Below are 14,157 nucleotides of genomic sequence, written 5' to 3'. Positions count from 1 at the left end.
TTTTCATGCCCGCATTGCAGAGCCCTGCGCCGTCTCCGCAACCGCTACGGGTCGGCATCGCTCCTCCTTGCACGGTCTCCTCGCCCGTCAACGGGCAGCCCGTTCCCCGGTGGTGACGGCCGAGTGTCCCGACCGTGCTGCACGTCCGCATGCCGCCAAGGGGCGGTGCGGAGAAGTTTCGATGTGCAGGGTGCTCAACAAGCGTGCGACGAAGGACAACGCGAATGCGGTCTATATCGGCCGTGGCTCCAAATGGGGTAATCCATTCGTCATCGGTCGCGACGGCGATCGGGCGATGGTCATCGCCAAATATGCGCGCTGGCTCCGTACACAGCATCATCTGCTGCGCGCGCTGGACGAATTGCGCGGGCGCGATCTCGTCTGCTTCTGCGCGCCGCTGTCCTGCCATGGCGACTTGCTGCTCTGGCTGGCGAATGCCAGCCGGGAAGAGCGGATCGCGTGGTGGCGAGGCGCGGCCTGATCGGCGCGCCCGGCGAGGGGAGCCCAAGCGAGAGGGAAAGGCGGGCCGAGATCGGGCGAGCTTCGCTGGTTCGAGAGAGCGCCGGCGGCTCACTCCGTTCCTGCTCTCCCGGAAGGCTTGCCTGATGACCCAGACCATGTCCGACGCGGCGCTGCGCGCCGCGCCGCTTCCCGCCGCATCCGGATTCGCGGCCGCTGCCGCTTCCATCCACGCGGCGGGCGCTCGGCTCCTGCCCATGATCGAGGCCGGGCGCCCGATCGACGCATCGGACCTACGTCTCGCGATGACCACTGCGTTCGGCGGCACTGATGCCGAAGGCGCCTGGGACTGGAAGACCGCCTATGATGCCTGCGAGGCGGCGGAGATCCTGTTCCTGCGTCGCTATGGCCAGACGATCGTCGGCCGTGCGCCCGCCAGCGCCCTCGCGCTGATCGAGCGCGTCGCCGGGCTCCTGCCGACCCATACGCGCCGTTCGGAGACCTCCCAGGCGCTCCAGCAATTCTCGACGCCGCCGGGACTCGCGTTCGTCGCGTCGGTCGCCGCCTCGCTCCATCCTGCCGATCATGTGCTGGAGCCTTCCGCCGGCACCGGCATGCTCGCAGTCCATGCCATGCTGGCGCGGACCGGCATCACGCTGAACGAGCTTGCCGAGACCCGCGCCGCGCTGCTCGGCCATCTCTTTCCCGGCGTCGCCGTCTCGCACCACGATGCCGCGTCGATCGACGACCGGCTGCCGGCCGCGATCCGCCCGACCGTGGTGCTGATGAACCCGCCATTCTCGGCGGTCGCCCATGTCGAGCGCACGATGAAGGACGCCGCGCTTCGCCATATCGCCTCGGCGCTCGCCCGGCTCGAACCCGGTGGCCGGCTTGTCACCATCACCGGCGCATCCTGCTCGCCCGACGCGGCCACCTGGCGCGAGGCGTTCGTCCGGTTGCAAGAGAGCGGCCGCGTCGTGTTCACCGCCGCGATCGACGGCAGGGTCTATGCGAAGCACGGCACCACCATCGACACCCGGCTGACCGTGATCGACAAGGTGCCGGCTGACGATCCCACCGCACTGCCCGCCAGCGCGGGAACAGCGCCCGACACCGCGACGCTGCTCGGCCGGGTGCTGGATCAGGTGCCCCCGCGCTCGCCGATCACCCCGTCGCCGGTAACGCCGCTCGCCATCTCCACATCGGCTTCGCCAGCAGATGCCAAGGCGCGAAGAGTCGCCTCGCAATCCACATGCAGCGACGCCGAGTCCGAAGCGGTCGAACTCGTCTATCAGACGATCGACTGGACCCCGCCCGCCGATCGGCTCGGCGACAGCATCTACGAGCCCTATGCACTCCAGTCGATCGTGATCCCGGGCGCGACCGCGCACCCGACGCCGCTCGTGCAATCCGCCGCCATGGCGTCGGTCGCGCCACCCAAGCCGTCGTACCGGCCGCACCTGCCGCCGCAGCTTGCGGTGCTGGGGATCCTGTCGGACGCGCAGCTCGAATCCGTGATCTATGCCGGCGAAGCCCATTCGGGGCATCTCTCCGGCGCATGGAAAGTCGATGCGACCTGCGACGTCGTGACCGCCGCGCGGCCCGACGCGGACGACAGCGTGACGTTCCGCCGGGGCTGGTTCCTCGGCGACGGCACTGGCGCCGGCAAAGGCCGGCAGGTCGCCGCGATCATCCTCGACAATTGGTTCAAGGGCCGGCGCAAGGCCTGCTGGCTGTCCGTCTCCGATCGGCTCCTGGAGGACGCTCAGCGCGACTGGTCCGCGCTCGGACAGGAACGGCTGCTGGTGACGCCGCTCTCACGCTTCAAGCAGGGCAGTTCGATCCGCCTCGACGAAGGCGTGTTGTTCACGACCTACGCCACGCTGCGCTCGCAGGAGCGCGGATCGAAGAAGTCTCGTGTCGAACAGATCGTCGAATGGCTCGGAGCGGATTTCGATGGCGTGATCGTGTTCGACGAAGCGCACGCCATGGCCAATGCCGCCGGCGGCAAGGGTGAACGCGGCGACGTCGCGCCGTCGCAGCAGGGGCGCGCGGGCCTTCGCCTCCAGCACGCGCTGCCCGATGCCCGGATCGTCTACGTCTCGGCCACGGGTGCCACCACCGTGCAGAATCTTGCCTATGCGCAGCGCCTCGGCCTCTGGGGCGGCGACGATTTCCCGTTCGCGACACGCGGGCAGTTCGTCACCGCGATCGAGAATGGCGGCGTCGCCGCGATGGAAGTGCTCGCCCGCGACCTGAAGGCGCTCGGGCTCTATGCCGCCCGCTCGCTGTCCTTTGACGGCGTCGAATATGAAATCCTGGAGCACAAGCTGACGTCAGAGCAGGTCCGCATCTACGACAGCTACGCCTCAGCCTTCGAGGTGATCCACAACAATCTGGACGCGGCGCTCGAAGCCTCCGGCGTCACCAGTGCAAGCCACGGCACCCTGAACCGCCAGGCGAAGGCGCAGGCCAAGTCCGCCTATCAGGGGATGCTCCAGCGCTTCTTCAATCACCTCATCACCAGCATGCAGACGCCGAGCACCATCGCCAGCATCGAGCGGGACCTCAGCGCGGGCAACGCATCGGTCGTGCAGATCGTCTCAACCGGCGAGGCCATGCAGGAACGTCGCCTGGCCGAGATACCCGCCGACGAGTGGAATGACGTGTCGGTCGACATCACGCCGAGAGACGGCGTTCTGTCCTACCTACAACACAGCTTTCCGATGCAGCTCTATGAGCCGTTCACCGACGGCGAAGGCAATCTCTCGTCCCGGCCGGTCCATGATGAGGAGGGCAATCCCGTCGTCAATCGCGAGGCGGTTCGCCGCCGCGACGCGATGATCGAGCGGCTTGCGGCCTTGCCGCCCGTTCCCGGCGCGCTCGACCAGATCGTCCAGCATTTCGGGGCTGATGCGGTCGCTGAGGTAACGGGGCGTTCGCGCCGCGTCGTCCCGAAGACCCGCGATGACGGCACCGCCCGTTTCGCGGTCGAGAACCGGCCGACGTCGGCCGCGCTCCATGAAACCGACGCCTTCCAAAGCGATCAGAAGCGCATTCTCGTTTTCTCGGAAGCCGGCGGCACGGGCCGATCATATCATGCCGATCTTGGCGCGGTGAACCAGCGCCGACGCATCCATTATCTGCTCGAGGCCGGCTGGAAGGCCGATGCCGCGATCCAGGGCTTCGGACGCACCAACCGCACCAACCAGAAGCAGCCGCCGCTCTTCCGGCCCGTCTCGACCGATGTGAAGGCGCAGAAGCGCTTCATCTCGACCATCGCCCGGCGACTCGATTCCTTGGGTGCGATCACGCGTGGCCAGCGCCAGACCGGCGGGCAGAACATGTTCCGGCCCGAAGATAATCTCGAAAGCTGGTATGCGCGTGATGCGCTACGCCAGCTCTATGTCCTGCTCGCACGCGGCAAGGTCGAAGGCTGTTCGCTCGCCCGCTTCGAAGCGGCAACCGGCCTGTCGCTGCTCGACAGCGACGGCGGGCTCAAGGATGAGCTGCCCGGCATCAACATCTTCCTGAACCGGATGCTGGCGCTGACGGTCGCCATGCAGAACCTCTTGTTCGAGGCGTTCGAAGGGCTGCTTACCGCCCGGATCGAGCAGGCGCAGGCATCGGGAAGCTATGAGGTGGGGCTCGAGACCCTGATCGCCGAGAGCTTCCGCATCACCGGCCGCGCGCCGATCTACACCCATCCGGGCACCGGCGCGCAGACCGCGCTCATCACCATCGAACGCAAGGATCGGCTGAAACCTCTCGCGCTTGCCGATGCTCTGGCCATGGTCGATGATCGCGGGGCCAAGCTGCTGGTCAATGCCCAGACCGGGCTCGGCGCGGTCCAGCGCCGGGCGCGCAGCGTCACCGATGATGACGGCGCGATCCATCCCCGCGTGCGGCTGATCTCGCCACTGATGGATATGGTCGTTGCCGCCGATAAGCTGGCGGTGAACCATTGGGAAGAGGTCGACAGGGGGACGTTCAGCACCGCCTGGGCCGCCGAACTCGCCCGACTGCCGGATCACCAGGTCTCGACACTGCACATGGTGTCGGGCCTATTGCTGCCGATCTGGAAACTGCTCCCGAACGAATCGACCCGCGTTTACCGCCTTCAGACCGATGACGGCGAGCGTGTGATCGGCCGCCGCGTCTCTCCGGCGTGGGCAGCGAGCGTCACCAACGATGACGGCCCGGTCAAACTCTCAGGCGAAGAAGCCCTCGCGATGCTGATCTCGGGCGAAGCCTCGCTGTTCCTGGCGGGCAGCCAGAAACTCCAGCGTGTCCGCTCGATGAACGACTGGCGGATCGAACTCACCGGCTTCAACGATCTCGGCGTCGAGCGCCTCAAGGCCATGGGCTTGATCTCCGAGATCGTCTCGTGGAAGCTGAAGCTCTACGTGCCGACAGGGGCTGTCGGCGTCGACGTGTTGGGCCGTCTGCTCGATCGTTTTCCGGTCGAACGGATCTCGGCGCGTCAGGCCGCCTGAGGAGCCCCACGATGCCCGCCACGGATACCATCAGCCCCGCCAGCCAGATCGCCGCGGCCTTGGCCGACCATGCCGAGGCGGTCTGCCGCTGTTACTTGTCCAAGGGACGCAAGGAGGGCCGGTACTGGCTGGTGGGCGACGTCCACAACACACCCGGGCGCAGCCTCTATGTCCGTCTCTCCGCGTCGCCCGACGGGCGCGGAGCGGCCGGCAAATGGACCGATGCGCAGTCGGGTGATCATGGCGATATGCTCGACATTATCGCGGCTGCCCGGAATTGCCAGACCATGCGCGAAACGCTCGACGAGGCTCGCCATTTCCTCAGCCTGCCCATGCCGCCGCCGGTCGCGAACGAGCCGTACAGGAAAAGCAAGGCACCGTCCGGCACGCAGCAGGCGGCGCGGCGGCTCTGTGCCGCCTCGAAGCCTGTCGGGAGCAGCCTGGTTCGGACCTATCTTGCGTCACGGCACATCACCGACCTTACCGGCTGCGAGGCGCTGCACTTTCATGCCTCTTGCTGGTATCGGGCATCCGACGAAGATGACCCAGATGTCCGACCCGTATGGCCGGCGATGATCGCGGCGGTCACCGACCTTGATGGCAGCGTCACCGGCGTGCATCGCACCTGGCTCGCGCTCGACGGCTCCGGCAAGGCGCCGGTCGCTTATCCTCGCCGCGCCATGGGCGATCTGCTTGGGCATGGGGTCAGGTTCGGACGACATGGCCCGATCATGATGGCGGGCGAGGGCATCGAAACCATGTTGTCGCTGCGTCAGGTCATGCCTCTGATGCCGGCGATCGCCGGGCTCTCCGCCGCCCATCTTGCCGCCATCCTGTTCCCGGCCGGACTTCGACGTCTCTATGTCGCGCGCGACGATGATCCCGCCGGTGCGGGCGCGTTGAAGACGCTCACCGAGCGCACGATCCCGATGGGTATCGAGGTGGTGCCGCTCGAGCCCAGGCACGGGGACTTTAACGACGACCTGTGCGCGTTCGGGCGTGAGCGTCTCGCGGTGGCGGTGCGGTCCCAGCTTTTCGAAACCGATGCGGCGCGGTTCCTTGGCGGACGGGGATAGGCCGGAAGGCAGGGGCTCAGTCCTGCACGGACCGGATGGTCGCATCCGCATGATCCGGACGATCCCGGCGAGACGCCACGCTCTTGCCTTCGATAGAGGGCGACTGCGGCAAGCGGCCCGGGCCGGCAATGGCTGCGCGACGGCTATTTTCCGCCGGGGCTGAAGCCCCTTTGCAGCGCGAAACAAAATAGCCGCCGCTCCGCCATCCTCCGCTGGGCGCTTCGGCCGCGCCCTGTCGGGCGCGGTGCAAGCCCGCTCCGCCCGCCGCCGGTCGTCGCCACGAAGGCCACGAGAGGCGTGGCTCACAGGATCCGGAGCATGGCGATGACGAGCGACACCGATCACCCCGAACAGGACGAGCCCCAACCCGGCTCCACGGCTTATCTCCTTCAGGAAATGCAACTCTATGGCTATCGCCCCTTCGACGACGAACCCGACCATCGCCCGCTGCCGGACGACCGTATCGCCGGCGGCGCGGTCGCTGAAATGTTCGACGCCTTGGTCTCATGCCTGATCGACACCCGGATCGAACCCGACCTCGAGGATCTCGCCTGGGGCGTCGTCAACGTCTTTCACCGCGCCGGCGAACGGGTCGAACGCGAGCTCGACGACAACGAGCAGGCGCAGAAGCGCATGCAGCGCGAACAGGATGGCAGCGAGGTCAAGTCGGTCGAGCTGGAACGCACGATCGCCGAAGGCATCACCATGATCGAGCGCCGCGACACGATGGAATTCTTCCGCGACGCCGCCGCTGATCAGTTCCGCATCCATCTGCGCAAACCCTGGCTTCCCCGTTCCGGCCCCATGGTCAATCGCAAGGCGCTGACCTCGGCGGTGCTCGACAGCCGCAAGCAGATCGATGGCCGGGCCTATCGCGATGCCCTGGTGCTCAATCCCGACGGCGTGCGGATCGCCTTCACCGGCGGCGCCGACTGCAACGATCATGACCGAATCTATGCCGTGCTCGACAAGGTTCATCAGCAGCTACCGCAGATGATCCTGCTCCACGGCGGCACGCCGACCGGCGCCGAGCGTATCGCTGCCTGCTGGGCACGCGACCGCAACGTGCCGCAAAAGCCCTATCAGCCCGACTGGAACCGCCACAAGAAGGCCGCGCCGTTCAAGCGTAACGATACGATGCTCGAAGCCTGCCCAAAGGGCGTGATCGTCTTCCCCGGTACCGGCATCCAGGACAATCTCGCCGACAAGGCCCGGAAGATGGGCATCCGCATCTGGGACTTTCGCAATCGACCCGGATGACCGGTCGTGCGCGCGGGGCTAATTCGGTCAGTCCAGCGGCGAGTTCGACAACCGCATATACTCACTCTCCGTCACAAAGGCAGAAAACTGCCCTCCTCTAAGATCCTTTTCCACCCCCGTCGGGTATGTCTCGATCCCATGGAGGATCGTGCCGCCGACAATCACATGACCGTCATGGGTAGAGTCCTGGACATCGATGCGGAACGTCAGAACGCCGCTCTGTCCATGATAGACGAAATGCTTGCCGAAATGCGGCAGCTCGGGCGCGAAGTTGCGCTGGATCAGCGGCTCGGGTTCGGGATCGCTCATCGCCACAGCATTTCATAATGGCCGCTCGCTTCAAGAGCGAATGAACGAGAGAGATCAATATCGGGCAATTTTAACGTCGACATGACGAGATAGGTCTATGTCGATGTCGATGCTCGACGATATCCGGCCCGCTCGAAAATATTTCGTCCATGACCTCGTTCGCGAGGCGGGGCTCGACGTCTCCGATTGGTCGAACAGTAAACGCGGCGCGGCCGGTGCGCGGACGAACCCCAAATATTGCTACGAATGGGTATTCGTCGAACCCGGCAATGCGATCGTGCTGAACCTCTGGCATGTGCTACTGAGGCAAGAGGACGGCCTCATCGTCCATCGCGGCAATTTCCGCGAAGATGCCGACGTCCAGTTCGCGCGCGGGCGCGGCAATCCCTGGGGGCGCCGCGCCCGCAAGCTGGATGATGCGCTCCAGCTCGCGCAGCGCGATGGTCTCTCGATACGGGTCATTCTCAATGCCGGCAATCGCCGGGATCGCGATGATCCGGAGGCCAAGGCCTCGCAGGTCTCGGAACGCGAACTCGATCCCGAGCCCTGGACGCTCGCCTCTTATGATGCGGCGACCGGCGCGCACGTGCTTGTGCGCGGCACGGCTTGCCTGTTCGTCGACCAGTTCGCCCTGATTGAGCCGGACGGTTCAGAGGAGGTCCGGCGGCGCGAACAGGCAGGTCTTGTCTATGTCCGCGATCCGCGCATTCGGAACCGTGCCCTGCTGCGCGCTGCGGGACGCTGCGAATATTGTGGCTCGCCCGGCTTTGTTCGAGCCGGTGGCGCGATCTATCTGGAGACGCATCATATTATCCCGCTACACGAAGGCGGCCCGGACGCGGTGGCAAATGTGATCTGCCTTTGCCCCAACCACCACCGGGAGGCGCATTTCGGAGCCGATGCCGTCCGCTTGCGGGAAGCATTCCGGAAGCGCCTGTCTTCGAGGACCGTGCCTGCTTGATCCGGCCGGGGTGTGGATCGCAAATTCGCCTCGGGGCGGGAAACACGGGATCACGCGGGATTTACGCAGATAGCCGAACGCGACGGCCGCCCCTGACGTTTCATGAGGAAAGCGGTGGCCAGGACAGCCGCATCCCTCCAACTGCTGGAGACCGACCCCTCATTTGTCGCCTGCATACGATCCTCGGCATGCCTCGTGCCGTCAACCCCGCAAGGGGGTTCCCTTCCGCTTACGCTCCAGTGACGTCGGCAGACCGGGCTCTCCTTTGGGCGCCATCGGGGATGGTCCCCGAGCAACCGAAGGAGTTTTGACCATGGCCACTATCGCAAACCTCACCGTGAAGTCCGACGGCAGTCTCGAAGGCACGCTCGCGACGCTCAACGTCACCGCGCCGATCGCGATCATTCCCAACGCCCGCAAGGCGAAGGACAGCGAACCGGACTTCCGGATCATCAGCCGCAAGAACGGCTTCGAGCTGGGCGCCGGCTGGAACCGCTTCTCGCAGACCACGGGCGCCGAATATGTTTCGGTCTCGCTGTCTGCGCCGGAATTCGGCACCATCTACGGCAATGTCGCCAACGCGCCCGGCGATGACCCTTCGAAGAAGGTCATCATCTGGAACCCGCCGGCCTGACACGCCGCCGCCGGCCCCGCCCCCCAGGCGGGGCCGGTATCTTCTTTCCCAGATAAGAAAGGACGCTCCGGATGAGCCGTCACGCTGTTACCGTTCGGTCGGCCACACGGACCGACGACAATGCCGTCATCGGCTACGACCCGCCGATGCGAACCTACTTCCTCCAGGCGTTCGAGGACGAAGAACGCGACGAACCCGGCCTCTGGTTAGGGATACGCTTCGATGAATATCCCAGCCTCGCCGCGCTGATCGCGGCGGCCGAGCGGCAAGGCTATGCGCTCGAAGATCTCGCCGAATGCGATATAGCCGACATGGCGCGCGAGGCGGCCCTGCCGGCACGGCAATCACTCGCCGAACGAGCGGGCTGGCCGATCCGCTGATCTGAAACTTGCGGGGACAGGTCGATACCTGTCCCCGCTTCGCCATGCTCAACCGTTCAGCTTGTCCTTCAAGGCCTTGGCAGGCGTGAAGGTCAGCTTCTTTGATGCGGCGATCTGGATCGTCTCGCCGGTCGACGGATTGCGTCCCTCGCGGGCCGGGCTGTCCTTGATCTTGAATTTGCCGAAGCCGTTCAACGATATTTCCTGGCCCTTGGCGGCCGCCTCCGCGATCGCCGTCAGAACGCCATCGACCAGCTTACGAGCATCGGCCTTGGTGGTGCCGCTCGTGGCGGCAATGGCATCGGCAAGATCATTATTGTTCACGAATATCACTCCACTTCCCAATCCTGTCCGCGCAGAGGCGACTCGCATCGTCCAACGCAGCCGGTCACCGTAGGCAGACATCGCCTCCCGGTCATCTCTCTTCCATTTGCAGTGTTCGGGCCTTTCTGCGGCCGCGACTGTCACAGCAGACTTCATCGCGGCATCGAACCTCGCCCACGACCAATGTCACCATCAGGCAATCGAGGTTCCAGACAAGCGACTGATCGGTAGGGGCGGCGGAGCAAAGCGCGGGATCGGGCCATCCCCACTCGCAAGGCGCTGATCCCTGTGGCCGAAGCCTGAGCCTCCTTCAATCAACCCGTAAAGGGTCCACTACGCTGGCGCGTGCGGCCGCTTGGGACAAGTCCCGGCGCGGTGATTGCGGCCAGGCCCCGGCCGCCGGGGCCCCTGTCGAGCGGGGATGGCCCCGCTCCCGGACAGGAGTTTTCATCATGCCGCTCAACACCGCTCAATCGCTCGCCTGGAGCCTTGCAAGGACGCTGATGACCCTCATCGTCCTCGTCAGAACCGACAAGGGCTATGTGGTCATGCCGAGCCAGGAATATGACGGCAATCCCGACCAGGTGGTCCGGGAATATGATCCGTGGGGATGACCGCTTGCCCATCGGCGGGCTTTCAGCCCTCTGCGCGTTTCCGCTTTTTCACGGGCCGCCTTATGCTATGCTCTCCCGGCAGATCGCGCTGTGGAGGTGGTGGCGGGCGCGTCCGATATCCATGTTGCTATGGAGGACGCCGATGACCATCCTGCTCCTATTTGGCCTGTTCGCCGCACTCTACGTCCTTTGGCTGCTAATCGGCCTCGCCGTGCACGCCCTCCCGCTTTATGCCGGCCTTGCAACGGGTTTCTGGCTTCACGCGCACGGCCAAGGTCTGCCGGCCTCGATCCTCGGCGCGATCCTCGTCGGCGCGGCGACGCTCGCGATCGGGCGCATCCTGTTCGACACGGTACGCTCGCCGCTGCTGCGCCTCGCCATCGCCGCGCTCTTCGTCATCCCCGCCGCCTTCGCGGGCTATCACGCGATCTACGGCATCGCCGGGATGGCGCTGGGCTCCGGCGTCACCCTGACGATGCTCAGCTTCATTGGTGCGATGGCGATCGCCGCCAAGGCATGGACCGAGATTACATCAGCACCAGTGCGTCAGGTTCTGCTGACGGGACCAACCCAGACAGGGTGTTCCGACTGATCCTCCCTTGGCGGTCAGGCTGAATGTCGGTACGAGCACGGTGATCGTCCGACTGCCGCTCGGGCTCGGCCAGCCTCGACGCGGCGGCTCCGGGCCTCGACCAACACGCCGATCCTCACGGGCCATTGTAGCGGGCGGCAGGACTGTCGCACCCGATCCACCACCCGCGGCACTCTTCGCTATTCTCCGCGAAGATCACGATCGCCCACCCAAGCGCGTTCCGGACCTCATAGCTAAGCTTTCCGGTTCGCTGCCGAGCCCCGCGACCTCTCAATAGCGCGCATTTGCCAGCAGGCCGCTCCGCTCGCCGGCCTGGCCGCAACGGCGGTCCTGGAACTTTCTTCCCCCGGCGTGCCGCCGTTCCTCGCGCACCAAGAAAGTCCCATGCCCGCCGTCCTTCGCTGTCGCTGCGGGCCTGACGGCTGCGGCGTCCGGCACCTGCTGTCCGGTCATGCGCATCGAGGTCGCAAGGGCGCGGCCCGAGACGCAAGAAAGGACTGTAACATGAGCAAGATTGGCAGCTTCAAGAAGGTCTCCGGCGAACTTCGCGGCGAGATCATCACCCTCTCGGTCCAGGCCAAGTCGGTACGGATCGTCCCGGTGGACAGCAACGGCGCAAACGCTCCCAGCCACCGCGTGATGGTCGGCGAGGCAGACGTGGGCGCCGCCTGGAGCAAGCGCACCAGCGATGACCGCGGCTTCCTCTCAGTCAAGCTCGACGATCCGAGCTTCGTCGCACCGATCTTCGCCCAGCTCTACGACAACGGGGATGGCGGCTTTGACCTTGTCTGGAGTCGGCCTTCGCGCCGCAACAACGACTGACGCGCCACCGACCCGCCTCGCGCTCCACGCCTGGCGGGTCTCCCCATTTCGGGGGATAAGCCCCTCAAGAAGTTGGAATATCCCCGACGCACAACAGTCCGCAGGATGCCGGCCCACCTAAAAGGGGCGGCGATGTCCGACGAACGCAGGGGAAGAAGCTCGGCGCGGCGCAATCTGGATTTTGCCGGATTTGCACAGGAGTTCCTGCGCCGCAACCCTGATTACCGGCGAGACTTTCTCGCGCTGTCAGCAAACGCGCCCTCGGCAGCGCCAGCGACCGAAGCGGAGGTGATGGCCCGTCGTTGGGGCCTCTGCTTTCCCGTTCGCGCCGGACGCTTCGCCCCCTAGCGATCCGGCGCTCTGGTCGCCGTTCCTATCGCCCGTAACCGTCATCCTCGACGCTGCGCCGCCCGGCTTCGCCGGCGCGACGCCGTTCGACATTACCGGCTGGCCCATCATTCTCGCCGATCGCGCGCTGTCGGATGGGCGCCACCTCGTGTTGGGCGACGTCGATGGTCCGCATCATCTCTGGCTTCGCGACACTCTTCCCGGGCAACCGCTGGCCTTTATGATCGTGCGCGACGCAGCCATCGAAACCCGCCGGAGCGCCGCCTCGCGGCTCGACCGGCGCCTGGCCGGCGCACCGCCATCGCGCAAGCTGCGCGGTTTCCGACCCACCGCGTTCCAGCGCCAGCGTCTCAACCTCCTGCTTGATATCCTCGACGCGCTCGAAGGCGCGCATCGCGCGCCGACCTCGCACGAGATCGCCCGCCGCCTGGTCTATCCCGGCATGACGCTCGGGCGCGGCATGGAGTGGAAATCCTCGACCGAGCGCCGTCGCACCCAACGCCTGATCGGCGAGGCGCTCGCGCTCATGCACCGCGGATATCGAAACCTGCTCCGCGGAACGCTCGGGGGGGCGACAAAAACCAGCGCGCCAAAATAGCCGCTCCGGGGCGCCGGTTGTTCTCCGCCACGGTCCTCCCAATGGCTCTGCAAAAGCCGGGGCCGGCACCGTCAAGCAAGGAGGACGATCGTGCAGCCTGACCTATCCGCCGTGCGCCCGCGCTATCTCAAGACACCCGACGCTGCGACCCACCTCGGACTCAGCCCGCGGACACTCGAAAAGCACCGCTGCTACGGCACTGGCCCGGTCTATCGCCGGCTCGGCGGTCGAATCGTCTACGCGATCGATGACCTCGACGCCTGGGCAACGCGGGGCACGCGCAAATCGACGTCCGATCCGGGCATCGGCGTCGTCTATCCGGCCCGGCGCCGCCCTACCGAAGACTGAGCGCCCCCCGTGCGAAACACTTCCTTGCGCATCGGCGAGCGCGCGCAGCTCGACCTGTTCAGGTCAGTGCCCGGCGACATCGCGCCGCGCGATGCGCAGGATCTGATGACGTGGCCCTTCTTCAGCCTCGCAAAGTCGCGGCGCATCGCGCCAATCGACTTCCGCATGGGCGAAACATGGATCTCGGTAGAGGCCGTGCCTGAGCATGGCATGGCCACCATCTGGGATGCCGACGTCCTCATATGGGCGGCGAGCCAGCTCATCCAGGCACGCGACGCCGGCCGGCCGACCTCACGGCTGATGGCGACTACGCCACACGAAATTCTCGCTTTCACCGAGCGCGGCACCGGCAAGGCGAGCTATGATCGCCTTAAGGCGGCGCTCGACCGGCTGCAGTCGACCACGGTCGCCACGTCGATTCGTCAGCAGCATCAGCGCCGTCGCCACCGCTTTTCCTGGATCAACGAATGGCGCGAACTCGCCGACCATAACGGCCGCGCATTCGGCATCGAGTTGATCTTGCCCGACTGGTTCTATGCCGGCGTCCTCGATCGCGCGCTCGTGCTGACGATCGACCGCGCCTACTTCGCGTTGACCGGCGGACTGGAGCGCTGGCTCTATCGCCTCGTTCGCAAGCACGGCGGCCGCCAGTCAGGCGGCTGGAGCTTCGATGTCGAGCACCTCCATCTCAAGTCCGGCGTGCTGTCGCCGTATCGGCGGTTCGCGTTCGAGCTGCGCGGCATCGTCCAGCGTCAGCCGCTTCCCGGTTATGCGCTCAGCATCGAGCACCAGCTCGGCCGCGAGCGGCTGATCTTCGCGCCATTGCCGGCTGATTCGTTCGACCGTGCGATGCGCCGCGTGCGTCTTGCGTCTGTGGATAACCGGCGATGAGACACGGACTATCGGGAACAGCCGGGTTCGGACCATCGGGAACGC

General features: G+C 65.8%; 16 protein-coding genes and 1 pseudogene. 15 read left to right on the top strand and 2 right to left on the bottom strand.

The features are described 5' to 3' along the window. Positions 1-181 precede the first annotated feature (181 nt). From WC704_RS05445 to WC704_RS05430, 4 genes are all read left to right on the top strand, one after another. On the top strand, positions 182-481 hold the full coding sequence (locus tag WC704_RS05445; protein WP_209516689.1) for a DUF4326 domain-containing protein: 300 nt from the start codon (positions 182-184) through the stop codon (positions 479-481). A 124-nt stretch (positions 482-605) separates the two neighbouring features. Continuing rightward, complete coding sequence (locus WC704_RS05440; RefSeq protein ID WP_209516686.1) at positions 606-4,955, top strand: strawberry notch-like NTP hydrolase domain-containing protein; 4,350 nt, start codon at positions 606-608, stop codon at positions 4,953-4,955. Positions 4,956-4,966: 11 nt separating this feature from the next. Continuing rightward, on the top strand, positions 4,967-6,031 hold the full coding sequence (locus tag WC704_RS05435) for a toprim domain-containing protein (RefSeq protein ID WP_209516683.1): 1,065 nt from the start codon (positions 4,967-4,969) through the stop codon (positions 6,029-6,031). A gap of 324 nt (positions 6,032-6,355) precedes the next feature. After that, positions 6,356-7,291, top strand: a complete 936-nt coding sequence (locus WC704_RS05430; RefSeq protein WP_209516771.1) for an SLOG family protein — start codon at positions 6,356-6,358, stop codon at positions 7,289-7,291. A 27-nt stretch (positions 7,292-7,318) separates the two neighbouring features. On the opposite strand, the gene WC704_RS05425 is transcribed toward WC704_RS05430, so the two are convergent. Further along, positions 7,319-7,600 carry a hypothetical protein gene (locus WC704_RS05425; RefSeq protein ID WP_209516680.1) on the bottom strand — a complete coding sequence of 94 codons (282 nt, stop codon included), beginning with the start codon at positions 7,598-7,600 and terminating at the stop codon, positions 7,319-7,321. A 97-nt stretch (positions 7,601-7,697) separates the two neighbouring features. Here WC704_RS05425 and WC704_RS05420 point away from each other — a divergent pair, with 97 nt between their 5' ends. From WC704_RS05420 to WC704_RS05410, 3 genes are all read left to right on the top strand, one after another. Further along, complete coding sequence (locus WC704_RS05420) at positions 7,698-8,561, top strand: HNH endonuclease signature motif containing protein (protein ID WP_209516677.1); 864 nt, start codon at positions 7,698-7,700, stop codon at positions 8,559-8,561. 313 nt (positions 8,562-8,874) lie between these two features. Then, positions 8,875-9,195: a DUF736 family protein gene (locus WC704_RS05415; RefSeq protein ID WP_209516674.1), complete on the top strand. Its 321-nt coding sequence runs from the start codon at positions 8,875-8,877 to the stop codon at positions 9,193-9,195. Between the two features lie 71 nt (positions 9,196-9,266). Continuing rightward, positions 9,267-9,575: a hypothetical protein gene (locus tag WC704_RS05410; RefSeq protein ID WP_209516667.1), complete on the top strand. Its 309-nt coding sequence runs from the start codon at positions 9,267-9,269 to the stop codon at positions 9,573-9,575. A gap of 48 nt (positions 9,576-9,623) precedes the next feature. Here the strand turns inward: WC704_RS05410 and WC704_RS05405 are convergent, their stop codons facing one another. Further along, positions 9,624-9,899: an HU family DNA-binding protein gene (locus WC704_RS05405; protein WP_209516665.1), complete on the bottom strand. Its 276-nt coding sequence runs from the start codon at positions 9,897-9,899 to the stop codon at positions 9,624-9,626. A 452-nt stretch (positions 9,900-10,351) separates the two neighbouring features. On the opposite strand from WC704_RS05405, the gene WC704_RS05400 reads away from it, so the two are divergent. From WC704_RS05400 to WC704_RS05365, 8 genes and pseudogenes are all read left to right on the top strand, one after another. Beyond that, on the top strand, positions 10,352-10,513 hold the full coding sequence (locus WC704_RS05400; RefSeq protein ID WP_209516662.1) for a hypothetical protein: 162 nt from the start codon (positions 10,352-10,354) through the stop codon (positions 10,511-10,513). 142 nt (positions 10,514-10,655) lie between these two features. Beyond that, complete coding sequence (locus WC704_RS05395) at positions 10,656-11,105, top strand: hypothetical protein (RefSeq protein ID WP_209516659.1); 450 nt, start codon at positions 10,656-10,658, stop codon at positions 11,103-11,105. 504 nt (positions 11,106-11,609) lie between these two features. Beyond that, the gene (locus tag WC704_RS05390; protein WP_209516656.1) at positions 11,610-11,927 is read left to right on the top strand and encodes a DUF736 family protein; all 318 of its coding nucleotides are present in this window, start codon (positions 11,610-11,612) and stop codon (positions 11,925-11,927) included. 132 nt (positions 11,928-12,059) lie between these two features. Then, positions 12,060-12,275, top strand: a complete 216-nt coding sequence (locus tag WC704_RS05385; protein WP_209516653.1) for a transcriptional regulator domain-containing protein — start codon at positions 12,060-12,062, stop codon at positions 12,273-12,275. 43 nt (positions 12,276-12,318) lie between these two features. Continuing rightward, positions 12,319-12,432: pseudogene (locus WC704_RS05380) on the top strand (DUF2285 domain-containing protein); the annotation flags it as partial. Between the two features lie 63 nt (positions 12,433-12,495). Next, positions 12,496-12,873, top strand: a complete 378-nt coding sequence (locus WC704_RS05375; RefSeq protein WP_372888912.1) for a DUF2285 domain-containing protein — start codon at positions 12,496-12,498, stop codon at positions 12,871-12,873. A 90-nt stretch (positions 12,874-12,963) separates the two neighbouring features. Then, complete coding sequence (locus WC704_RS05370; RefSeq protein ID WP_371421260.1) at positions 12,964-13,221, top strand: helix-turn-helix transcriptional regulator; 258 nt, start codon at positions 12,964-12,966, stop codon at positions 13,219-13,221. 24 nt (positions 13,222-13,245) lie between these two features. Continuing rightward, positions 13,246-14,112, top strand: coding sequence for a replication initiator protein A (locus tag WC704_RS05365; RefSeq protein WP_310066601.1), 867 nt, complete (start codon positions 13,246-13,248; stop codon positions 14,110-14,112). The last annotated feature ends 45 nt before the right edge of the window (positions 14,113-14,157 follow it).

The sequence above is a fragment of the Sphingomonas sp. genome, assembly GCF_041661885.1.
Taxonomy (GTDB): domain Bacteria; phylum Pseudomonadota; class Alphaproteobacteria; order Sphingomonadales; family Sphingomonadaceae; genus Sphingomonas.
The sequence above is the reverse complement of the archived record's forward strand: the minus strand, read 5'-3'. Positions and strand labels throughout refer to the sequence as shown.